14 protein-coding genes are annotated in these 24,204 nt (G+C 46.4%); 3 read left to right on the top strand and 11 right to left on the bottom strand.

Annotated features, from left to right (window positions below):
- Positions 1–8: 8 nt before the first annotated feature.
- On the bottom strand, positions 9–2,558 hold the full coding sequence (locus RCO25_RS14400; protein ID WP_483874710.1) for a winged helix-turn-helix domain-containing protein: 2,550 nt from the start codon (positions 2,556–2,558) through the stop codon (positions 9–11).
- Between the two features lie 141 nt (positions 2,559–2,699).
- Positions 2,700–3,068 (bottom strand): hypothetical protein, encoded by a 369-nt coding sequence (locus tag RCO25_RS14395; RefSeq protein WP_308996840.1) that lies wholly within the window; start codon positions 3,066–3,068, stop codon positions 2,700–2,702.
- Between the two features lie 203 nt (positions 3,069–3,271).
- Between RCO25_RS14395 and RCO25_RS14390 the strand changes: the two genes are divergently transcribed.
- Positions 3,272–3,688 carry an alpha/beta hydrolase family protein gene (locus RCO25_RS14390; RefSeq protein ID WP_308996839.1) on the top strand — a complete coding sequence of 139 codons (417 nt, stop codon included), beginning with the start codon at positions 3,272–3,274 and terminating at the stop codon, positions 3,686–3,688.
- Positions 3,689–3,908: 220 nt separating this feature from the next.
- Here RCO25_RS14390 and RCO25_RS14385 read toward each other — a convergent pair whose 3' ends face one another.
- From RCO25_RS14385 to RCO25_RS14360, 6 genes are all read right to left on the bottom strand, one after another.
- On the bottom strand, positions 3,909–4,829 hold the full coding sequence (locus tag RCO25_RS14385) for an NAD(P)-dependent alcohol dehydrogenase (protein ID WP_308996838.1): 921 nt from the start codon (positions 4,827–4,829) through the stop codon (positions 3,909–3,911).
- Positions 4,830–5,029: 200 nt separating this feature from the next.
- Entirely contained in the window at positions 5,030–6,487 is a 1,458-nt protein-coding gene (locus RCO25_RS14380; RefSeq protein WP_308996837.1) for a glycosyl hydrolase family 28 protein, read from the bottom strand.
- A gap of 110 nt (positions 6,488–6,597) precedes the next feature.
- Positions 6,598–8,181, bottom strand: coding sequence for an extracellular solute-binding protein (locus tag RCO25_RS14375; protein WP_308996836.1), 1,584 nt, complete (start codon positions 8,179–8,181; stop codon positions 6,598–6,600).
- Between the two features lie 87 nt (positions 8,182–8,268).
- Positions 8,269–9,132, bottom strand: a complete 864-nt coding sequence (locus RCO25_RS14370; protein ID WP_308996835.1) for a carbohydrate ABC transporter permease — start codon at positions 9,130–9,132, stop codon at positions 8,269–8,271.
- Between the two features lie 25 nt (positions 9,133–9,157).
- On the bottom strand, positions 9,158–10,132 hold the full coding sequence (locus RCO25_RS14365; RefSeq protein WP_308996834.1) for an ABC transporter permease: 975 nt from the start codon (positions 10,130–10,132) through the stop codon (positions 9,158–9,160).
- A gap of 194 nt (positions 10,133–10,326) precedes the next feature.
- Positions 10,327–12,537, bottom strand: coding sequence for an AraC family transcriptional regulator (locus tag RCO25_RS14360; protein WP_308996833.1), 2,211 nt, complete (start codon positions 12,535–12,537; stop codon positions 10,327–10,329).
- 303 nt (positions 12,538–12,840) lie between these two features.
- On the opposite strand from RCO25_RS14360, the gene RCO25_RS14355 reads away from it, so the two are divergent.
- On the top strand, positions 12,841–13,635 hold the full coding sequence (locus RCO25_RS14355; RefSeq protein WP_308996832.1) for a Nif3-like dinuclear metal center hexameric protein: 795 nt from the start codon (positions 12,841–12,843) through the stop codon (positions 13,633–13,635).
- Between the two features lie 49 nt (positions 13,636–13,684).
- The gene (locus tag RCO25_RS14350; protein WP_308996831.1) at positions 13,685–14,746 is read left to right on the top strand and encodes an NAD(P)-dependent alcohol dehydrogenase; all 1,062 of its coding nucleotides are present in this window, start codon (positions 13,685–13,687) and stop codon (positions 14,744–14,746) included.
- 250 nt (positions 14,747–14,996) lie between these two features.
- Here RCO25_RS14350 and RCO25_RS14345 read toward each other — a convergent pair whose 3' ends face one another.
- The 3 genes from RCO25_RS14345 to RCO25_RS14335 all read right to left on the bottom strand — a co-directional run bounded on the left by RCO25_RS14345 (position 14,997) and on the right by RCO25_RS14335 (position 24,050).
- Positions 14,997–21,185, bottom strand: coding sequence for a family 43 glycosylhydrolase (locus tag RCO25_RS14345; protein WP_308996830.1), 6,189 nt, complete (start codon positions 21,183–21,185; stop codon positions 14,997–14,999).
- A gap of 249 nt (positions 21,186–21,434) precedes the next feature.
- A complete protein-coding gene (locus RCO25_RS14340; protein WP_308996829.1) occupies positions 21,435–22,961 on the bottom strand; it encodes a glycoside hydrolase family 43 protein in 1,527 nt (508 codons plus the stop codon).
- 72 nt (positions 22,962–23,033) lie between these two features.
- On the bottom strand, positions 23,034–24,050 hold the full coding sequence (locus RCO25_RS14335) for an endo-1,4-beta-xylanase (RefSeq protein ID WP_308996828.1): 1,017 nt from the start codon (positions 24,048–24,050) through the stop codon (positions 23,034–23,036).
- Positions 24,051–24,204: the final 154 nt, after the last annotated feature.

The raw sequence follows: 24,204 nt of genomic DNA, 5'->3' as shown, positions 1-24,204 counted from the left end.
TAAAGGAGCTACAACAGATTCAACTCGCGGGCGCGAGCAACGGCTTCGGTACGCCTTTGGACCAATAGTTTGTCAAAAATGTTCCGATTGTGACCTTTAACCGTACTTAAGGCGAGGAAAAGCCGCTCACTAATCTCGAGATTCGAAAGTCCCTGGGCAATGAGCCGAAGCACCTCCAACTCGCGTTGGCTGAGCGGTTCGATTAGAGGCTGCTCAACCAGGGCAAGGGGTAAATAAGCCTGCGGATGGTCTACATCCTTCTGCTCCTCTGCTTTAAATACTGCTTGCAGCTTGCTTGCATAATCCGGCCTTATCCCGCGAGCAATTGCTTCGGATAACAGCCCGGCCATCGGAGTACCTTCGTCGGTAAAAATTCGGATGAAGCCGCCCTGCTCTGCCAGCGATAACGCGTCACTCAGCTTGTTCAGAGCCTTGTCTTTGTCGTCCAGCATATGCAGAGCAATTGCTTGTAGAACCATAATCTTGAGCCGCTCATCCTCCCAGCCCCTTTCCTCCGCCTGACGGAGCAATCGCCCCAGCGCATCCAGTGCTGTCGCGGCTTCTCCCTGGGCGAGATGTACCCTGGCTTGACTCACGGGGAGATCATGCTTTTGAGCCAGATGGGCAGCTGCCGTCAGATTGCCCATGCGGAGCAGCGTAAGTACTTGTGCGGCAGCGACTTCATGCATCTGATGCGCAAAGTTATGCCGGATCACGAGCTGTGAAGCCTTAGCTAGAATAGCCTCCGCACCGGCCGCATCTCGCTGGGCAAGTTTCAGGCGGGCGAGAAAAGCCTCACAAGCAATGGATCTGTCTGTGTTTTCTATCTGCTGCGCCAGTCGGATGCTATGCTCCGCATGCTGCTCGGCCATATCCATATCGTTCCATTCAAAGAATATTCGGGCCAGGCCAAGATGCGCTTCGCAGGCAATCGGCAGCGGAGGATCGCCTGCCAGTTGAAGGACGCGCAAGTAGGTCTGCGCTGCAAGATCGAGCTGATTATCTGCTTCCTGCAGATTGCCTAGGCCGATTGTAGCGGATATGGTGATGATCATATGTCCAATCTCCTCACTGATCGAGATGGCTTCGGTATAGGCCTGACTCGCTGCTGCGCGGTTTCCCTGAAGTTGGTAGGCATAGCCCAGCGTCCAGATTGTGGCCGTGCGGACAGGCAGGTTTCCTGGATGCAGATACTTCAGTGCGCGGTGCGACTGGGCAATGATGATTTCAACCTGATGCTGGCTGACAGCTAACGCCGCCCTTACGGAAGCGATATGTCCGATAAGGTCCCTGGTGATATCATCTTGCTCGGCGGCTTGCAGGACTGCTTCGGCAGCTAGCATCTTCGTTTCGACGCCGTTCATTTGTCCGACCATTAATAACGCTGAGCCATACATCACCCACAACGAGGGTCTCGCATCCAGTACCGAGGCCGGCAGCACCTCTAACCATTTTAGTACCGGGGTAACTGCACCGCGGAAGTGCAGGGGCATGCCACCTCCTTCCATCAAGCGCGCGGCGCGATCCACATCATTAGCGGCCGCAGCATGGTGAAAGGCTTCAAGCTCCAGACCATTCTCTTCATACCATACGCTGGCAAGCCTGTGCAATTCAGCCACTTTTACATGCAAGATTGACGTCTGGTGAATTCGCTGCCGCAGTAGATCAGCGAAGAGATGATGATAACGATACCAGCGCCGCTCGCTGTCGAGCGGGACGATGAACAGATTGGCGTGTTCGAGATATTTCAACGTTTCTTGTCCGGAAGCATCGTGGTTGAAGGACAAAACAGCATCACAAAGGGGACCGCACATGCGATCTAATATAGAGGTGTACAGCAAAAAAGTCTGAATACTTTCGGATTGCTGCTGCAGCACTTCTTCAACCAGGTAATCCAGTACGAAACGGTGGCTGCCGGTGAAGGACTTGATGAAGCTGGCTGCATCTTTATGCCCCTGCAATGAAATCGCGGCTAATTGCAAGCCGGCAATCCAGCCTTCCGTGCGTGTTTCAAGCAGAGCGATTTCTTCTGATGAGAGTTCTAAGCTCATCACTTGGGTGAGAAATCCGGCTGCTTCTGTGGGATTAAACCGCATATCTTCGACGCGCAGCTCGGTTAATTGACCCCGGACGCGTAACCGGGCTAGAGGGAGATCTGGATCCGTACGGGTGGCGATGACCAGGTGCATCTGTGGAGGCAGGTGCTCGAGCAGAAAGATAAGGATATTGTCAACCGGTTTGGCATTGAACATGTGGTAGTCGTCAAGGACGAGAATAAATGGGTCTGGATCAGCGGTGATTTCATTAATCAAATTCGTCAGAATCGATTCGATTGGCGGCTGTGGGGATTGAAGCGCACCAAACAAGCCTTCTCCAATGTTTACTCTAATCGTCCGAATGGCAGCAATGAGGTAACTCAGAAAACGCGAAGGATCGTCATCTCCTTCATCCAGCGAAAGCCATGCGGCCGGCCGCCTGCAGCCGGCAACCCAATCGCTGACCAGCGTCGTTTTGCCAAAGCCTGCGGAGGCAGAGACTAGCGTCAGTTTGCCGTGCATTCCTTCATTCAATCTCTCGATTAATCGCGGTCGTTGGATAACTTTAGGCCGGGGCGGCGGGATATATAATTTAGTGGTTAAAATTGGCATTATCATGGATCAATTATAATAATCGCTGCTCTCCGCCGTCAATGGATAAACCTAATGCCCCGAACCCTCTAATAAAAACCCATTCCTATTCTCAATTTCCCATTCTAATTGCTTCATATATTCAATCATAGATGAACAGGTTTCTTTTCGAATGGTTCCAGGATAGTCTTTGATTTGAAGCTGTATTGTTCTTTCAAAATCATTACTCTTTCTTATGAACGGTACGCATCTCTTCTTCTGATATGTAACTAACAGCTTCATCAATGCTTCCCACTTCTCCAGCTCTAAGGTCAATACAAAGATTTTATACTGGTTATCTGATTCGTAACTGAAATTATACCTCTCGAAAGACTTTCTGTTTTGTATTTGCGATTGCAGCCCAATAATTTTTGTTTCAATATCCTCAATGATTTCAAGCATTACATCATCTCATTTCCGTTTTCATTTAGAGATATGAACGCAAGAAAAGAACATGCGTTCTCCCATTAACAGCATGTCCTTTATTAAGGAAAATAAACTTATTTGATATGTAGGAACATTTTTAAAAAGATCTTTTCCGATGTGTCGATTTGACCGTCGGCGGTTCGTCGTCTTCATATACAACAACACAAAGGAGACTTCCCATGTACACATTCTTGAATGAGCTTATTTCCGCTAATCGCCGGGCAGAAGCTATCAAGTATTTTATGACCAAGGGTATGGGTGCTCCTTCATTCGTTGTCGGCTTGATGCGTATAATGCCGGGTGTGTGGTCCAGGCTCATGGCCGTTGCTCAAACACTCCCCTACGATGCAGCTTTATTGGATGGATATATGGACGGAAAGCCGCTGCCTGTCAACATCTGGAGTAAAGTCACAATGCCCACGCTTGTGCTGGAAGGCACGGAAAGCCCGGCTTCGCTGCGTCATGGAGCCCAAGCACTAGCTGGCGTACTCCCCAAAGCAAAGCTGCTGAGTAAAAAGGGACTCGGTCATACCAAGAAGCTCGATACCAAAATGATTTCAACCGAGCTTACGACATTTTTTATGGGCAATCCATAAGCCGTATGGCGCTACTCCTTATTATTTTGGGCATGGGGATTAATACTTGGATTGGAGTAATCATGGGAAGCGCAGGAATGGTGGCTTTCGGTGCGTTTCGGCTTTAGCTGCCCGAGTATGCGCCGAAGCCTTCAAGGCTAAGGTCCGACATAATAGAAAACAGCCCTTTATGGGCTGCTGCATGTTCATTTGGGATATGCCTAGGGGAATGATGCTTGTTTTATTTATCATGACCAACTGTTATGACTACATTACCTTTTTTATGGCCTTTTTCCACGTATCTATGGGCTTCAGGAATTTGTTCTAACGGATAGCTTCTATCAACGACCGATTTTATTTTCCCGATCTCGATAAGCTCCTTGAGAAGAAGTAAATCTTCCGTACGTTCCTTAGCCATCCCCTGCCCCTCAACGGATACGAATGCCCCGTTTGGGGTTAGTGCTTTCTTGCATTTTGATTTGGAGCTTTTACCAACCGCATCAAATATGATATCGTAAAGCTCCCCACTTTCCGTAAAATCCTCTTTCGTGTAATCAATGACTTTATCTGCGCCCAGTGATTTCACCAATGCTAAATTCGTAGAACTGCATACACCGGTAACCTCTGCCCCAAAGTACTTTGCTAGCTGTACCGCGGAAGTGCCTACTGCTCCAGAAGCGCCATAAATAAGAACTTTTTTTCCATTCTGGATATTGCCTTTTCTAAGAAAATGTAATGCAGTAGTTCCTCCGAAAGAAACAGCAGCGGCTTCCTCAAAGGACATATTGGCCGGTTTTATTGCCACTAATCCGTCTTCAGGCAGACAGGTGTACTCGGCATACGCACCAAACTTCATACCCGTTAATGCAAAAATCTGGTCTCCTATCTTAAAGCGTTTGACGTCTTTGCCTATTGCTTCAATTTCTCCGGCCAGCTCCACCCCAAGTATAGGTTTTCTTGGTTTTCTGAGACCTAAGATTAGCCGCATGGGAATCCAGTATAAGATAGGACTTTCAAAACCTCGAACTCTACAGTCCCCTGATGTTACGGTAGTCGCATGAACTTTTACGAGTACTTCATTGTCTCTGGGAATCGATTTTTCTACCTCTTTAAGCTGGAGAACATGAGGTGGTCCGTATCTTGTGCATACAATTGCTTTCATGAGTCACCTCCAAGGTTTAAGCTCTATCGAATTTTTCTGACCTCATTTAATGCAATTACATAATTTAGTAATAGCATAACTGCAATGCGGTTGTTCCATAAAGATACTTAAGTATTATTTTGGAGAATTGTTATGGTGAGGTTGTATTGTTCACATCGAGCACTGTCGTTTGATTCAAATGATAAACAGGAGGGGAATGGTTACATTTTTGATGCTTTTTCACTTCCAAAATAAATACCGCTCACAAATTCATTCACTATAAAGCGTTCGTCCAGCAGGTCGACAATAACCTCACCGTTAATCCGGACATTATAAAAATGAATGTCTTTTATCCGCCTCTCCTCATCATAGCCCAATATACGCGAAGGATTGGTGTTATTGCCGTTATAGTTGATATTGCTGAACACAATATTCTCGATACATCGGCCTGGCACCGGATTGTACGTTTTATTCCACACTACGCGGACATCGAAAAGCTGACCTCGTTCAAAATCTTCCACCCTTATATTATTAAATGTCACATCGCGAACCGTGTTGTTATCACCAGCGCATATCGCCATGACGCCCCAATAATTTTCCTGCGGCTCGTGATGTTCCAACACATCGATATTTTCAAACAATATGCTCTCTACGATATCGCCGTTATTTTGATGATCACCATGAATGCCAACATGCATGGCATGGGCGACGTCGGCCCAAAAGACAGAATCCTTAATCGTTATATTGCGTGAATCTCCATAATACTCACCGCGGCTGCCGTAAATCGCAATGCAATCATCTGACGTCCTCAAAAAAACATCCCGAATGTCCACGTTCGAGCTAGCCATCATATCAATTCCGTCGCACCAGCCGCGAGTACTGAACGATTTGAAGTTGTTGATGCGAATATGTTCGGACTCTCCGAGATAAATGCTGTAATGCGGAGGATCAAGCGTTATGATGCCTTCGACTTCGATATGTTTAGAAAATTGGATTTGGACGCCTCTTAAATAAGTCGTTTTCTCCATATCGGACATATACAGCACGCCTCTGCCGCGTATCACGATATTTTCTGCATGCTTGCAGATTAAGGACGCGTACAAAATAGCGCCTCCGGCAATATAAACCGTAGTCCCCGAGGGGATATGCAGCATCGGATTGTCAAAATGATGAGTTCCCGGCATGAAGTAAATCACCTTTTCCTCTCTGTCAGCAGGCTCAGACAGGCGCTGTACGTTTTCTGCAACATCAACAAACCGGTGTGTGCCTGCGTGGACAAGCAGTACGTTTGCATCATCTGGTTTAGGCGGCGCTGTCTCGATCGGATTAGCGAACAGATGCAAATTGCTAAAGCGTTCCCCATTTATTTCAATTGAAAGTTTGCACGGTCGATCCAATGTGAAAGTAATGGCATCCCCTTCGGTTTGAAATGGAATTTGGGTCGATAATGGGCGAATGACCGCTTGCTCAATCCGCTGCTTATTGGAAATAACAGAAACCTCCACTGTACCTTCCATATCAAAATAAACCATAGATGCGGATCGAACATGATGCATATCCACCTTCGCTTCAAAAACAAATAGAGATTGCCACAGCCCGCCAGGCTTTCGCACACTCACAGTAAAATCGTCTTTGCCGATTGCCTCATTCGGCTGCTCATATAGGATTAATCCGCTCATTTTTCCCTCCGTTATTTAAGGGTCGTCTCTTGCTTCCGGCATTAATAAATAGGCTGGAGCATGTTCAAGCTCCAGCCTATCATCCCTGCTCTAATCACCGCATAAGTCTACTATTTGCGCTCCGCTAACACTTTACTAACTTCATCTGTTACTTCCTGGCCTCCGGATTTCAGCCAGCTTTCTTTGAAACTGTCAAAATCTTTCTCCGTGTTCGCTTCACCTGTTATCGCCTTGATCACATACGTATCCTGCAGCGTTTTCAGATTACCCCAATATTTTGGTTTGCTTGTCAGTACTGCCGGACCCAGTACATCAAGTAAAGGCGTGACTCCTACAGTTAGCTTATCCTTCAGATCCAGCAGCTCTTGTTTTGTCGTATGTTTCTGCATCGATACGTCCGTGGAGCTTAGCGGATTATAGAAGTTACCCGCTCCCATCTTCGGAGCGGCAACCGCTTCATCCGTTTTGGCAATGGCGAGGGCACCTTCCATATCATAGCTTACGCCCAATTGACCGAAGCCCGTCAGCAGAAAACCTTCGGAATCCGTTGCTACATACTCAAGGATTTCCATAATCTTTTGACGTTTCTTATCATCTTTCTCTAATTGAACGCCGAACAATACAGGTGCCTGTCTTGCGCCGTACGCGAAAGAATAAGCAACGCCGTCTGATGCCGTAAACGGCGTTCCAGGCTGGAATATTTGTCCCTTCTCAAGGCCAGGTTTTGCGACAAATCCTGAATCTTTGTAAAAATTGCCCCACTTCCCGTTATCAACCATACCGATTTTTTGGTCGGCAAATTTAATATTAATCTCGTTATTATCGCTAGTAATGAATTCAGGATCGATAAGACCCGCTTTGTACCATTTGCTGAGTAATGTCAATGCTGTACGCGTCTCTTCCGAAATGCCGCCATAAACGACGTTTCCGGATGCGTCCTTCTTGAACTGATAAGGCGAAACGCCATGCGCCGAGAAAATGCTAGTGAATAATTGCTCCGTAAGCTTGCCGCGGCCGATCAGGCCATACGTATCCTTCTTCCCATTCTTATCCGGGTCGTCATTAACGAATTTCGTAAGTACGTCTTCAACCTCTTCGAGTGTCTTAGGAGGTGCGGAATAGCCGATATTTTTCAGCCATGCTTCATTGTAGCCCGGGATAAATCCGTCAAGGCCGCCTGGCCAAACTTTTGGAATGCCCCAGTTTTTGCCGTTGTATTGCCCGACACCCCATGCGCCGGAATCAACCGAATTTAATGCTGCCGTAAATTTCGGCATATAGGTTTCAATTTCAGCTTGGTCCATAACCGCAATGATGCCTTGATCTGCCCATTGCACCATATCTGTTTCGTTTGCATCAATCGGGAAAATATCAGGAATATCGCCTGAAGCAAGCAGCACCGAAAATTGCTCTTTCCAAGTACCGCGCTCCAATTTGACGTTTTTGATTTTAACATTGAATTTCTTTTCAAGCTCGGTTTGAACATAGTTGCCGTCCTTCTCAGGCGTATTAAAGTTATTCGCCCAAGTAATTTCGATCGGCGCCTCCGCTGCCGGCGATTCCCCATTGTTCGTCGACTTCGGCTCGTTGGTACCGTTATTCGACGTATTATTGCTGCTGCACCCGCTCATGACAAGCGATACTGATAAGGCTATCGCGGCAAATCCCAACCATTTCTTTTTTGTGTGGCTCATTTTCTTTTACTTCCTCCCTTTTCTATTCCTATTATATATTTAGACAGCTCGCGGATATAGCGATCTGTTTAAACCGTTCAATTAAAACTAGCCTTTGAGTGATCCAACCATGATCCCTTTGACGAAGAATCGTTGAAGAAACGGGTAGACCATTAATATAGGCAGAGCGGTGAACATAATGATCGCAGCTTTGACCATTTCAGGAGCCTGTTCGTTCGTAGGGACCGGAAGCATCGGATCTCCTTCGGACGAAATGACGAGCCGTCTTAAGAAGAGCTGAAGAACAATCTTCGATTGGTCCTGCATGTATAACATCGAATCAAACCAAGCATTCCAGTGGCCAACGGCAGTCCATAGCGCAAGTGTCGCAAGTACCGGCTTCGAAAGCGGAATAATGATCGTGAATAGGATCCGCATATCATTGGCGCCGTCAATCTTAGCTGAATCCTCCAATTCCTCTGGTATGCCCATAAAAAAGTTGCGGAGAAGCAGAAGATTGAACGTACTGAGAAGCCCAGGGATAACATACACCCATACCGAATTAATAAGTCCGAGTCCTTTGATCAACAGATAGGTAGGAATAAGCCCGCCGCCAAAAAACATCGTTACGACAATGAACATCGTATAAAATCCACGGTGCGGCAAATATTTGCGGGATAAAGGATAGGCGCCCAGCGATAGGAAAACAAGCGTCAGTGCCGTTCCTACAACCGTACGGAAAACGGTATTCCCCATCGTTTGCCAAACCGTTTCCGTCGTCAGCACGCGCTTCCAAGCAAAGAAAGAAACTTCTTTCGGAAAGAAATGAATACCCGGCCGCAATGCTTCCGCAGGTGTGCTAAACGAAATGGATAGCACGTGCATAAAGGGGTAAATCATCGTGATGCTAAGAATGATTACAAATACGATTAAAAAAACTTGAAATACTTTTTCGCCAGTGGATATCTTCACTTTTAGTTACTCCTTTCTTATATTTTTAATAAAGGCCTTCCTGCCCCATTTTTTTCGTAATGACGTTTGCAAACAGAACCAGCATAAGACCGACCACATTTTTAAATAATCCAACGGCCGTCGTCAAACTGAACTGGAAGTTCTGTAAGCCGATCCGGTACACATAAGTATCGAGCGTATCCGCCACCCCATATACGGCAGGCGAATAAAGCGTTAAAACTTGGTCGAATCCAGCATCCAGCACGCCGCCCACCCTAAGGATAAGCAGAATTGCAATAACCGGCAAAATTGAGGGAATGGTAATGTACAGCGTTTGCTTCCAACGATTCGCTCCATCCAGAACAGCCGCTTCGTACATTTGAGAATCGATACTCGTCAATGCAGCTAAATAGATAATCGTTCCCCAGCCTATTTCCTTCCATATTCCTGACATAACGAGCGTAAATCGGAAATACTTCTCGCTGCCAAGGAAGTAAATCGAATCAAAGCCGAGCCACTGAATAATATAGTTGACCACACCCGAATTCGGGGATAACAGCGTGATCATAATCCCCCCGATAACGATCCAAGATAAGAAGTGAGGCAAATACGATATCGTCTGTGCAATCTTCTTAAAGAGTGAGAACCTGAGTTCATTAAATAATAGGGCTAATATAATCGGTGCGGGAAAACCGAATATAATATGGTAAAAGCTGATAATAATCGTGTTTTTAATAATTTTCCAAAAGTCTGGCGACGCCGTGAACAAATATTCGAAATGCTTGAGGCCTACCCAAGGACTTCCCCAGATTCCATCACGGATAAAATAATCTTTGAACGCCAATTGGATGCCGTACATCGGGCCATAAGCAAATACGGCATACCAGATAAGCACGGGAGCTAACAATAAGAATAAGTACTTATTTTTCTTATATTGCCGCCAATTGAGTGTCCACCTCGAGACTTTAGGTTCAAGGCCTTCTCCCTGTTTGTGAATGCCAGCAGCGCTTGCCGGGTTCATAGTTGTTTTCTCCTTCCAAATGCGATTTTGCGTTGAGACTTGGTCTGAACACCCCTTACATTAGGCCATTGTAAGCGCTTTTTCTATTGCAATTTCATTAAAATCACTAAAGGATCTTCGCATGAAGGATATGATTTTATGAACAAAAGAAAAAGCAATCGCATCGCGATTGCTTCATCCCCATTTATTAAGCGCTAAGCGCTTGTATTGCCTACGTTTCGATACTGAACGGGCGTAACTCCGTAACGCGTTTTGAATTTGTTGTGAAAATATTGCGGATTACGGTAACCAACAAGTCCAGAAATTTCTGCGACGGATAACTTCTTATCCTCTCTTAGCAAATTAGCAGCCTTTTCAAGCCGTACCCGCGTCACATATTCAGTAAATGATTCGTTCATGACTGTTCCAAATAAGGTAGAGATATACGATGGCGCAAGCGAAGCGACCTCTGACAATTTATGAAGCGATAAATCCTCATGAATATTGTCATCGATAAACGTTTTTAATTTATGAATGATTTCCGTATGCGCATGATTGCCTGACTCTTGAACATGAGCCGTAATTTGAGCGGATAAACCCCGAATCGATTCAAGCGTGTCTGTGAGCGTCTCCTTCTTCAACTCATCGAACAGGCTCGAAGGCGGAACAATTTGTTGCAGATCAAGTTCAATAACGGACTGATACAACACCGTAACTAATTGAAGAAGCCCTAGCTCAACCGTTTCCAATTGGATATCGCCTTTCTCCATTGTCTTTTGGAAATCGTCCATAAACCGATTCATCGAAACGTCGTTACCCGCTTTCAACGCATTTTTATAAACATCAAAGGATAAGATGTGCGGCTTTAGATGATTAGGCGGAATTTGCGAATGCCGTACAATAGCTTCCGAACCATAAAAAAACCGATAACGATACGCATGTAAGGCGCTTTGATACGAGAAAGGAATTTCTTCAGGAGCTTGAACATGCGAACCGATGGCAGCGCCAAAGCGTAATTGTTCGGCCGTCACGCTCTTCATGCGGTTCAATTCGATCAGCAGTGTTTGTTCCAACTCTTCGTTCGTCATGTTCAGCTCACTGAAGTAGATAATCGCCGCTTCCTGTGCATTTAAGCTTACGAATTTATAATAACTATAAGCAGCATGCTCTTCATAATAAGCTTTGAAGACTTCGCAATCTCCTTCCAATATACGGATATAGCTAATCATGTAATGGCATTGCAGCGGTAAATAATCGTAATACTCCGAGCCGATTCCTGCGCCTAATACGAGGTTTTTTAGTTCATTTACCTTAGCTTTGGATTCTAAATTTTCGATTTTTTGACCTAACGTAGAAAGTGTGCTTCCAATAATTGCATACTCATTTTGTGAAAAATTTGCTGAGCCCGGATGATAAAAGCTGCGTACGCTGGATACAAGCTTCTTCATCGGAACATACACGCGTTTGGAAATCAAATAAGAAAATAGCAGTCCGATTAACAATACGAGAAGGCAGCTGCTAAATATTTGTCCTTTCAACTGCTCCGATGAGGATACGAATGTGTTCATCGGCCGAATGAGTACATATTTCCAATTATTATTCGAGGTCTGATCATACATGTAAGACAATACGTATTTGCCGCGTTTATTATAATGGATATCCTTATCTCCCCCATCGGATTCCAGCCACTGCTTCGCAATCGAAAGACTCTCTTCGTCATTTAGGCCCGAATGGATAATAGAGCTTCCCTCTTCATTAAAAGCGTACAACTTTTCCATAGGTGAGCTCATCGTGCTCGATACCAATTGATTGATATATTCTAAGTTAACGTCAATATACATTGCTCCTGCCGACGTTTTCGACAATGAACCGTATGGAAGGGCAATGGCATAAGTCAACACTTCTGTCCCATCAGATAACGTTCTGTACGTCCATCGGTTTAAACCTGACGGAAGGGATTCTTTCAAGAAAGGGGCATCTGGTGAATTGTCCAGCTTCGAGTAAAACTGACTATTATCAGTGATATAATTGCCTTTCTCGAAGTACGCAGTTATTTTGTAAACGCCTTCATTTGCAACTTTGAAAATTTCAAGATCCTTGCGAAAAGCTAATATCCCTCCCGCATTACCTTCCCACTTGCTATCCAGCAAATAGTTCAACATGGATTGGCTCTCTAACGACAAGGTGGATATCGCACGGTTGCGGACACTGTTCTCGTATTTTTGGAGCACCGTATTTTCGACAAAATCACTCGATGTCTCTATTCGTTGCCGGCTGTCTCTAGCAATCTCATCCACCATTAAGCGATTAGCCTGAACATATAGATAGCTGCCCACAAGACCGATCAAGACAACGGCCATTAATGTGAATGAAAAAATCAGATGAGTAAATAATGTGCCGCCATTTCTTTGTTTACCAATTTTCATCACAAGACCCCCCTCTAATACTTAACATTATCTCTGTAACTTTCTTTAATGAAAGCAATTATAATTAAAGATACTAAAATGCACCGGCTTTCGCTATTATAAAATCTTCATATTAACAATATCACAACTGAAATACGGCACATTCCAGCCAAGATTCGGCTTCCATGTTGGGCTCCGCTAAACAATAAAAAACCACAAACTGACCGCCATTATTTAATACCGACGCTAAGAAAACAAGGATTATGCCTCTAGGCATCGAAGTGTAGGAGGACGGATTAACTCTCGTAGAAAGGAATAGGATCCATGAGAATTACGATTCAAAATGTAATCGATCGACTGCGCTCTTCCGTCCATCCGATTGAGAACACGGTCGATGGTTTAGAGCCGGGCAATCCCGGAACCGAAGTACTTGGGATCGCGACGACGCATATGGCAACGCAGCAGGTCATCGAACAAGCTTTGTCCTTGGGCGTGAATTTACTTATCTCCCATGAGGGCGCCTACTACAGCCATCGGATCTCGAACGGGCTTTTGAACGAAGATCCAATTTTTCAAAACAAGGAAAAACTTCTTCAGCAATCCGGCCTCGCTATCTATCGTCATCATGATTATTGCCATAGGATGGAGCCCGATACCATCATGGCCGGTTTGCTTCATAACCTGAAGTGGGAATCTTGCGTGGAGGAAATGCTGCCTGCGGCGGCGGTGCTTCGTTTACCTGAAATGCGTGCCATAGAAATTGCGGAATACATCAAAACACAGCTTTCCATACCTTATGTACGGATCGCTGGCGACCCTTACATGACATGCAGCCGCATCGGAATTCTTGTGGGCTACAGAGGCGGAGGCGTCAACGCCATTCCACTATTCCGTGAGAAGAAGCTCGACCTAATTATCGCGGGCGAGGGACCTGAATGGGAAACGCCCGAATATGCGAGGGACTCAACGTATCAGGGCTTGCCGAAATCGCTGCTTGTACTGGGACATGCCGAGAGCGAAGAGCCAGGCATGCGTTATTTGGCAGAACGGCTGCAGGAATCGTATCCTAGCCTGCCCGTTCACTTTATACCGGTTAATCCGGTGTTTCAGATGGTTTAAGCCATAATCCGGAATCATGAAATTTTTAAAACCAAAGGAGCGAAAGCATATGAAGTCAGGTATGATGAATGCGGCAATTATGGACAAACCGTTGTCTATAGCGGTTAAGCAGGTGGCTATCCCCATTCCCGGGGATAACGAAGCATTGGTTAAAGTTCACTGCATAGGCGTGTGCGGTTCCGATATTCATTACTACGAGCATGGCCAAATTGGACGTTATATCGTGAAGGAACCGATTGTGCTTGGCCACGAGCTGGCGGGCGAGATCGTAGAGGTCGGTAAAGCGGTCACGCATATAGCACCAGGCGACCGCGTCGCAGTGGAGCCTGGCGTGACATGCGGACGCTGCGAATATTGCAAATCGGGAAGGTACAATCTATGTCCCGATGTTATCTTTCTAGCGACTCCACCCGTGAACGGGGCTTGGGCGGAATATATCGTTATGCCGAGCGACTACCTGTTCAAGCTGCCAGATTCGATGAGCTTTGAGGCAGGCGCGCTGCTCGAGCCGCTGTCGGTCGGATTCCATGCGATGCTGCGAGGTGAAGCCAAGCCGTTCGATCGCCTGCTTATCACGGGACTCGGTCCGATCGGCCTGTTGGCCGGACAGGCGGCAAAATTGTTCGGCATAACCGAAATCTACGGCACGGATACTGTAGCTTATAGGCGGGAACTTGCGCTTGAGATGGGCTTCAAGGCGGTATTCGACCCGTCTGCAGATCAGGTAGCGGAGAGACTGGATGAGCTGACCGGAGGTGCCGGCATCACGCTCGTCGTGGAATCTTCGGGAAATGCCAGAGCGATGGCAGACACGGTGAAGCTGGTCAAACGAGGCGGCCGGATTGTATTTGTCGGGCTTCCAGCTAAAGATGAGGTGCCAATGGATATGGCCAGCCTCATCGACGGCGAGATCAACGCCTATGGCGTATTCAGGTATGCGAATACCTATCCGGCAGCTATCCAGGCCCTGCAGCATTCTTCCGTAGACATCGAGTCCATCATCACGCACCGGTACTCGCTAACGGATATCAAGGAAGCGGTGGAGACCGCACGTACACGGAAGGATACTAGCATTAAAGTCATGATCTATCCGAATCTTCCTGCAGAGTAATATAGGAGCTGGATGGCTGCTCCCTTTTCACTATGCTAGGCTTTCCTGCAGATGACACCTTTGCCGGGCACGCCAAATCAAGCAGAGTCACCCTGTGACTCTGCTTGATTTCACATGCCTTTTTTTATATAAATTCATGTTCGTTCGTACGGAAAACAAATGTGCCCTATCCCTGTTATCAACTGATAGTTAAGGGATAGGGCACATGAAGCGCTCATTATTCTAGGTTGTCAATTTGCTGCTCATCTGGTTAAGTTAAGTCAGATTTTTGCAATAACTGTTGTACAATCTTAGCAACTTCGGCTCTTGTAATATAAGCTTTCGGCGCAAGCACTGCAGCACTTCTTCCTGATACGATTTCTGCTTGAATGCTGTCAGCGATTGCTTTCTTCGCCCAGCTTGACGCATCTGCAGCATCTTTGTAAGGGCGCAATACAACATCAGCTGTCTGGTTCTCAAGATTTGCCTTCAGGCCGGTGATCGTCATTGCTTTGGCAATGATAACCATAGCCTGTTCTCTCGTAATCTTATCTTGAGGACGGAAGGTGCCATCTTCAAAGCCATTGATCAGATTGTACGACTGTGCTGTCACTATGGCGCTGCTGTACCAATCCTTAGCTTTCACATCCGGGAATGGCGTTGTACCGTTCTCCTGCTTCAAGCCTAATCCCCGTACGACAATTGCTGCGAACTCGGCACGTGTAATATCTGCGCTCGGATTAAACCGGTCATTCCCGATACCGGTGATGACCATCCGCGAACCCAAATCATTTACAGCATCCTTCGCCCAATGCTGAGCGACATCCGAGAACTCTACCGGATGATAGATAACAGCGTATGTGCTGTTTGTTAAGCTGTTCACCTTTGCATAAAGCTTGCCCTCAATAGTGATGATTTTTGTCGGCACATGGCGTACCGTTCCATCCTGTTCGACCACAACGACTGTAGTAAGCTTGTTTGGAGCGACGCCGTCCGGAATCGCAATCATTCGCTCTACATAAGCGTTGAACTTCGAAATTTCGATGATTTTGTTACCGTGTTGGGCTGTAACCGTGAAGTTAATTGGCGGCGCAACCAATGTAAATTCTCCTTTGATTGCCTCATTCTCAACCAATTCTGCCATTGCTGCATCCGGTACGGCGATTTCGATCTGGATCGTCATGTCCTTCAAAGCGACCGATGCGCCGAACTGCTTAGAAATTGCGCTGCTATCGATTTGCTGAGCAGGAACGGTATACGTTGCCCGATTCGTTTGTATTTCCAGTACTGCTTTCTTCGATTCCATCTCTTTGGCCATTTGGGCATTCAACTTCAGGGCTACGATATCGGACTCGCTATTAACCGGAATGGTGATTCTTGCTTGATCTCCTTCCGCTGCAAGCCATTGAACCAGTTTTATCTGGTCAATTGCAATCGTGGTTACCGTTTGGCCATTCCTTTCGGATTTCACAGCCGTACCCGCACTTTCGGCTTTGCCGTTGATAAGAATATCGACGACTGTATTGCCGGTAACAGGCGGAGCAGTCGGTGTACCGTCGCCGCCGTTATTCGAAGAGGTTACCGTGAATTCCATTTCGGCTTTCTTTTCCGAACCGCCGGCAGTAACCGTTAATGTAAGCGTGCCGGTTCCGGCAGAAACTCCCTTGATGGCAACCGAAGCTTTGTTGCTGTCGCCAACGATGCTAATCTTCCCGCTAGATGTCCACTGATAAATCGGGTTTGTTGCTTGGGATGGATTAATCGTCGAGCCTACCGTTAATGTTTCACCCACCTTAACCCCTGTCGCCTCACTTGTGATACTAACGGATTGTACAGGAGTTACATCTGGTCCCGGATCAACAGCTGTGAACTTCCAATAATCCATATTAAATAAGTTACTAGTACCCGCTCCTTTAAACATAAAGAAGACATTGTGAATCCCTTTGACATGATCTACGTTTGTTTGCAGCAGCTGCCATACTTGCACTCCGCCTGCAGCAGCTATGTCAAGAGTGCCAATCACTTTGCCAATCGGACTATCCAGGCGAATTTCGATTGTACCTCCTGCAGCAGCCGCAATATTGGCTTCGAATGATGCCGCTCCCTTTTCACCGAAGTCAGCGTTTGCTACGGCAAGCCAGTCTCCATTATCAATATCCGTGACATGAAGATTAACGCTTTCTACCAGACTGCCAGGCGCGCCTGATTTCTCGGTCAGAATGCCTCCATTCCATGCAATGGTTTCAGACTCAGTTCTCTTATATGGATCAAGATCCGCAATCTGCGAAATACCTTCCATATCACCTTTGATATCCTTGATTAATCCATTTTCGTAGAACTCAAACCTATTAATATGAGGAGAACGGTATCCCTTTCCGTCACCTAGAAGCGCTTTGCTGACGGTTTGGGCATGGTATACCGCATACCACTCGTTATTAAATTCAAAAATCGCATGATGGTTATTGCCGCCTACGCCAAAGAATTCATATGGATTTTTCAAAATAGGCGAGACATAAGTGAAAGGCCCCATCGGGTTATCGCTCACCATGTAAGCAATTTCACCTGGAGGAGGTGTCCCTTCCGGATGCGTACCGGCGAAATTCGAACAATAAGAGTAATAATATTTACCGTTATACTTGTGAATACCCGAATCTTCAAACAAGAAAGGAGCATCAATTAAAGCCGCTTCCCCAACAGTGGAGACCATATCATCGCCTAACTCCATGACTCTGCCCGTTCTAGGATTTGCAACTTGCTCTTGCGTCGGATTGTTACCGCCAGGTATTCCTCCGCCGAAATACAGATAACCTTTTCCATCATCGTCAACCAATACGGCCGGGTCAAAAAGCCATACAACGCCGGGAACGCCAGGAGTATTGCCCGTAATCAGTGCTTTTCCTAGCGGATCTGTCCACGGCCCGATCGGACTATCCGCTGTGAGTACCCCAATACCTCCAGCACCATTTGCAAAATAAAGAAAAAATTTATCCTTGCCGTCTATTTGCTTATTTGCGGCTGCCGGCGCCCAAGAGAACGTTGCCCATTTGGCAATGCCGGCAGGTCCCGCCACCGGAATCGCACCGTGGTCTGTCCAGTTGACCATATCATCAGAAGAAATGACGAAAACTCTATTCAAATTGCTGAACGAATTGTCTTTCACGTTTCCGTTGCTGTCATATTCGTAATCATCGCTTGACATATAGATGTAAACCCTTCCATTATAAGCCAAGGCGTAGGGGTCTGCCCCTAATTTATGGTCCATAAGCGGATTGGAGTACCCTGGAATTTTGGCAATGGCGCCTGTATCCAGCTTTTTTAATCCTACGTTTGCCACTGCTTCATGGACATTGTAGCCAATATTCCCGCCCTCGACCTGAATATAATCGGTCTGGATGGCAACCGTTTGATCTGTTGGAACGAAGCCTTCAACCTTCAGCTTAATTGTCGCAAACAAATCAGAAGCTTGATGTGTGAAATTCACATTTTCACCAGAAACCTTTACCTGCAGCCGATTATCGGCATAAGTAAATGAAGGGTCTCCTACGATATTATCAGAATTGAATTCCACTCCGGTTACAGATAGATACTTCGGAATGTTAAAGGAAGCCGAAATCGATGTGTATTGTCCTGACGGCAGCGCATCCATTTTCAATGGCACTTCCAGTTCCATGTTTTGGACGCCGATAACATCGGTAACATCTCCTAATTCCGCATTTAGGATGGTTGCGGACGCATTTGATCCCGTCATCTTATCGTCGACTCTGAAATAATCAAAATCGACTGATCCGCCTGTCGTTTTTGTTGCATAATTGAACAATGCAAAACGATAGCCCATAAAATGCGGCAATGTATAATGCATTTGCAGCGTGTTCCCTATCGCTGTCCAGTCAGCTCCATTAAGGCTGTAATAGAAATACGCCTTATCGGTCTGATTTTTATAATCCAATTCAATTTTAAAATATACCTTTTCCTCATTGACTGGAACGCTGGCCACTTCCACTGCCGTTTCCGAGCTGCCGTCTACCATAACAATGGATTTCGAAGTCCCGGACATTTTAACACCGACGTAGCCATATTCTTTTTGCAATGCAGCAAGTCCGGCATAATCGCCATTTTTCATTTGGCTTATATCCACTGCAATGCTTCCAGAGCTCTCGGGTCCAAATGTTCTTTGGGTAAGCGTATTTCTGGCATCAAGAAGATTAGTGCTCTTTCTGCCGGTCGTTAGCCTTAAATAACCAGGACGCTCCGTAAGCGACCAATTCCTGTTGTCCGGGTTAAGGTTCCACTGCCACACTAATGAAAGATTAGAACCATTGTAATCGTATTCACCGATTTTCGCTTTGTCCAGCCCGCCCGCCGGTGTAACGTCTTCAAGAGAAACATCATCGACATAGAAATTCATTAAATCTTTTACCGGATCTTGCTCTGGCGTCCATGGGGTCTCCATAAAAATAATCGGTGCATGAAGCTCGGCATCATCTGGTATCATATACGTACCTTCAATGGTGCCCCATTCCCCTTTACTTACCGTACCCGATCCAAGAACCTTGATTGTCGTCCAATCGCCATCCTGGATATCGAAGTTAAATTGCTTGGTCGCAGGTAGCGTGCTGTCTCCGTCATATTTCACTTTGGCGGAAAACTTATACACTCCGCCAGCTTTCACTTTTCCGGCAATCGATTGCTGCGGGCCCGCCCCCGTAGCTTGTCTGTTGCTGATATACAAACTGCTTGAGCCGCTGAAAGCTTCGTCCGCCGTTACCGCAACCGCTGCATTCTCATGTCCCGACCAAGGCTCTCGGCCATTCTCGAATCCGCCGTTTACAAGCAGGTTTGAATCCGGCGTTACGTCTCTAAGCGATACATCATCGACATAGAAATCCATTAAATCTAACGTCGGATCTTGTTGCGGTGTCCAAACCGTCTCAATAAAAATTAGCGGTTCATTAAGCACTGCTTCTTCTGGAATGGTATAGGTACCTTCAATTGTACCCCATTCCCCTTTGTTTACCGTTGCCGAACCAAGCACCTTAATCGTCGTCCAATCGCCATCTTGGATAGCAAAGTTAAATTGCTTGGTTGCAGGCAGCGCGCTGTTACCGTCATATTTCACTCTTGCGGAAAATTCATATACCCCGCCGGCTTTCACTTTTCCGGTAATCAAATGCTGCGGGCCTGCGCCAGTTGCCTGCCTGTTGCTGATGAACAAACTGCTTGAGCCGCTGTAAGCATCGTATGTTGATGCTGTAACCGTTGCATTCTCATGGCCTGTCCACGGCTCTTGGCCGGCTTCAAATCCGCCGTTTACAAGAATTTCTTGTCCTTCGTTTGCCGCAGCGAATGTTTGTGCTGCTGGATCTGCTGCGGTTTGTGAAGAAGAGAATGAGGGATTAGAAACGATATTTGCTGTATCCCCGAATACCGTATGTGAAGCTCCTACTCTCTCTGGTCTTTGATAAAATTCATCGGAATCGACAATGAGGTTCTTCGATGTCACACCGTTAACTGGAATAGGCATACTTTGCGGGACCTTGCCGTCAACCCCGAATATCGGCCATCCGTCTTCCCATGTAACGGGAATTAGGTAGGGGATACGTCCAACGGATCCGCGGTCTCCAAATAACATTCCGTACCATTTCCCATCAACCGAATCCACAATTCCACCCTGCGCGATACCAGCATCCCTCAAGGCAACTTGTCCTCTGTATGTGCCGTCTATAGCGTCCGCTCGATGAACAATTTGAGTACGCATGCCGTCTTTCGGCCATGTGATGTTGAATACATAATAGCTGCCGTTAATTTTTTGAATATGTGTGCCTTCAGCATTCAGGCCAACGTTAGGTCCTGCAACCAGGCTTGCATTAGGAATGATGATTTTATCAAGCCCGCCCGGTTTGATCGCCGTTGCATCCGAGGTGAGCTCAATGGCTTTAATATCGCCGCCGCCATAAACCATATACACACGTCCATCATCATCGAACAGCAATGACATGTCATGATAAACGCCATCAAACGTTGAATGCGTCCATGGGCCTTTCTCTATATCTTCCGTTTGATAAATATAAGTTTTGCCGGTATCATAGGATGGAAATGCCACATAAAATTTTCCATTATGATACCTAAGGCTGCTGGCCCACGAGCCTTGACCATAATTGCTTTTCCCGTTCCTGAGCGCTTGTTCGTCATTATCTGCAAGGATATCGTAAACATAATTGACGATTTCCCAATTCACGAGATCATAAGATTTCATGATCGGCACGCCGGGATTCATGTGCATGGTCGTGCTCGACATATAGTACGCATCACCCACCCTAATAACATTAAGGTCAGGTACATCCGCCCATATAAATGGGTTCTCAAACATGCTCTCGCCTTGCTGCGCATAGACTGATGTGCTTGGTACAAGGTTCAGAAATAATGTAAGCGCTAATAAAAATGAAAACGACTTTTTAAACATTGATTTGTATCTCCTCCTCTGAGTTGTTTGTCATTCCAATAAAATATCTATTTCTGAGCTCATTTTAACTCAGTAATTCCGTACGAACCATGTAATTTCTTGTTTGAAAAGTTTCATTTGATACGAAATTCCGACTTAGGTTTCCTCTAAAACCAACAAGGCTGTAAGCGGATACAAATTGTGTGTAAAAAAACATCAGTGCCGCAATAGTTGGGCACTGATGAACATTTCTCTTTAACCGAACCTCATTTATTCGAACCTTTGTTTCATTACCCTGGCATAACGGAAATAATCAAACTCGGCATACCCGCCTATTTGCTTGGTTGCATAATTAAACAACCCGATCCGATATCCCATAAAATGATCTAACGTATATTTCATCTCTAACGGGCGGCCGATTTGAATCCATTTGACTCCATCCGCAGCGTAAAAGAAGTTTGCTATATCAATGCTATTCTCAAAAATAAATTCAATCTTTAAAGAAATCTGGCTGCCATTGTATCGAATATTCTCGACCGCTTCTTCACTGCCATCGCCCCGATTAACACACATCGCAACGAATCTGTCGCCGTTCTCCGCAACTTTAACGCCAACGGTGCCAAAGTGATTCTGTAGAGCGACCAAGCCGGCATGATCGCCAGGTTTCATGTGGGAAATGTCCATCAGCGTCATCCCAACGCAGGCGGGTCCTTCTGTCCGCTGCGTTAACGTATTGCGCGCGTGTACTACGCTGTCGGTCAAATTGCCCGTTTCCAATCTCAGAAAACTTGGCCGCTCCGTCACCGACCAAAGTCGATTGTCCGGGTTATGATTCCACTGCCAGTTCAGCGCCAACTTGTTTGCCGTGTATTCAAACTCGTCGCTAATCACCAGCGGTTTAGGAGACGTGGCGGGCAACGGGATTTCAAATTCCTCTGGCGCCTTCCCCTCCACCCCGATGATAGGCCATTCATCTACCCAAGAAACAGGCAGCACGCAGGGAATTCTGCCGACGGCATCGTGATCTTGAAACAGCACGGCATACCACTTGCCTCCCGGCGTTTCAACGATGCCGCCTTGCGCAACGCCTTTGTTCTGATAGCCCATGTCGTCATCTAAAATCAATTTGCTTTCATAAGGACCAAGAAGCTCTTCCGAGCGATAACAAATTTGTCTGCGACGCTGGTTTCCGGTCTTTGGCCACTCGATGAAGAACAGATAATAGCGGCCGTCTATCTTATACGCGTGGCACCCTTCGCATCGTAGTCCAATGCCGTCCCGTTCCGTTTCAAACAACAGCCGATTGACTCCGCCAGGCTTTACAGCTGTCGCATCATCCGTCAGCTCCGTAATGTAAATATCACCGTTACCATAGATCACGTAGACGCGGCCTTCATCAAACAATAAGCCCGGATCGTGAAAGAGCCCTTCAATCGTGGAGCGATCCCATTGACCGTTCTCGATATCATTCGTCCGGTAAATATAAAAACGGTTCATATCATTGCTTGAGAAGCACACATAGAACAATCCGTTATGATAACGCAAGCTTGCGGCCCATGACCCTTGTCCATAAATGCCTTTCCCATCCAACAAGTTGTGAGCATCGTTATCCTCGAATGTATCGTACACATAATTCACGATCTCCCAATGCATCAGGTTCTCCGACTTCATGATCGGGCATCCGGGCATCGTATGCATGCTCGTGCTGACCATATAATAAAATGTCCCTACTCTTATGACATCTACGTCCGGAACATCAGACCACATGACCGGGTTGGATATTATCGTATTATTCATCCCTATCTCTCCTTATTAAACACTTATACTACCAGTTGTATTATCTTACGTTTTACGCTTGCCCGACCGCGGTCAATAACGTGCTGCGTCCAAAATGTCCCAATAGGATGGCTTGGGCTTATGCGCCATATTGAAGACGAATGGCCAGTTTTTTCGGCCTTTCACCGGAAAGTTATCCAACCAAGTATAATCATCGGCTGCTCCCCAGAATGTTACGGACGTGATACATTCGCTGTACTCCTTAAACAGTTGGAAAAATTGCTTGTAACGTTCCGCTTGCCTCACGAGCATCTCTTTGGTCGGCGCGAGCAGATCGGTTCGGCGGTCGTCATGCTGGAATACGGATACGTCCAACTCCGTAATATGCAGCTTCACGCCAAGGCTTGCATATCTTTCGATCGCTTGGCGTATATCGTCAATGGACGGATGCTCCAAGTTCCAGTGCGCCTGGAGTCCGATCCCGTGGATCGGCACATCCTTCTCCTTCAACGACTTTACCAAGGCATAGATTTTTTCTCTCTTTTCGGGGATGGACTCGTTATAATCGTTATAAAACAACATGGCCTCCGGATCCGCCGCATGCGCATATTCGAACGCTTTGGCTATAAAATCCTCTCCTACGATGTCCAGCCACTTGGAAGAACGCAGCAGCTCCCCGCCGCTGTCGGATACCGCTTCATTCACGACATCCCATGCATAGATGCATCCCTTATAACGCGCAACCACTGTTTCGATGTGGGATTTCATCCGCGCTAGCAGCGTTTCGTGGTTAACTGCGCCGCCGGTGTGATCCTCAAACATCCAATTAGGCGTTTGATTGTGCCATACCAGGGTATGTCCTCTAACCGCCATGCCATTCGCTTTGGCAAACGCAATCAATCGATCCGCATTCTCGAAGGTATATCGATCTTCAGCAGGATGCAGGCTCTCGAACTTCATTTCGTTCTCCGCCGTTATACTATTGAAATGTTCCGCCAACAGGTCACGCTGCGTGACCAGCGTCTTTGAATTTACTGCCGCCCCTATTAAAAACTGCTGACTGAACGCTTCATGCAGCTTTGGGGAAGCATCCGTATGAGAATTGACCACTCTTTGTTCGCCTCCTCTTACCTATGTAATGCTTGAAGCTCAAACAAGCCATAGGCAATTGTTTACCAAAAGTGTAGCGCTTGCATTCGTTAGCAACAACCTGTCTATTATTTGTTCATTAACCCGGCAAATAATAGATTCCTGGATAAGGATC

Source organism: Paenibacillus sp. LHD-38 (assembly GCF_031157315.1).
Taxonomy (GTDB): domain Bacteria; phylum Bacillota; class Bacilli; order Paenibacillales; family Paenibacillaceae; genus Pristimantibacillus.
The sequence above is the reverse complement of the archived record's forward strand: the minus strand, read 5'-3'. Positions and strand labels throughout refer to the sequence as shown.

Bases quoted from the DNA above. Each gene is read 5' to 3' on its own strand.
- RCO25_RS14400 (WP_483874710.1), bottom strand. From the start codon at position 2,558: ATGCACGGCAAACTGACGCTAGTCTCTGCCTCCGCAGGCTTTGGCAAA.
- RCO25_RS14395 (WP_308996840.1), bottom strand. From the start codon at position 3,068: ATGCTTGAAATCATTGAGGATATTGAAACAAAAATTATTGGGCTGCAA.
- RCO25_RS14390 (WP_308996839.1), top strand. From the start codon at position 3,272: ATGTACACATTCTTGAATGAGCTTATTTCCGCTAATCGCCGGGCAGAA.
- RCO25_RS14385 (WP_308996838.1), bottom strand. From the start codon at position 4,829: ATGAAAGCAATTGTATGCACAAGATACGGACCACCTCATGTTCTCCAG.
- RCO25_RS14380 (WP_308996837.1), bottom strand. From the start codon at position 6,487: ATGAGCGGATTAATCCTATATGAGCAGCCGAATGAGGCAATCGGCAAA.
- RCO25_RS14375 (WP_308996836.1), bottom strand. From the start codon at position 8,181: ATGAGCCACACAAAAAAGAAATGGTTGGGATTTGCCGCGATAGCCTTA.
- RCO25_RS14365 (WP_308996834.1), bottom strand. From the start codon at position 10,132: ATGAACCCGGCAAGCGCTGCTGGCATTCACAAACAGGGAGAAGGCCTT.
- RCO25_RS14360 (WP_308996833.1), bottom strand. From the start codon at position 12,537: ATGAAAATTGGTAAACAAAGAAATGGCGGCACATTATTTACTCATCTG.
- RCO25_RS14355 (WP_308996832.1), top strand. From the start codon at position 12,841: ATGAGAATTACGATTCAAAATGTAATCGATCGACTGCGCTCTTCCGTC.
- RCO25_RS14350 (WP_308996831.1), top strand. From the start codon at position 13,685: ATGAAGTCAGGTATGATGAATGCGGCAATTATGGACAAACCGTTGTCT.
- RCO25_RS14345 (WP_308996830.1), bottom strand. From the start codon at position 21,185: ATGTTTAAAAAGTCGTTTTCATTTTTATTAGCGCTTACATTATTTCTG.
- RCO25_RS14340 (WP_308996829.1), bottom strand. From the start codon at position 22,961: ATGAATAATACGATAATATCCAACCCGGTCATGTGGTCTGATGTTCCG.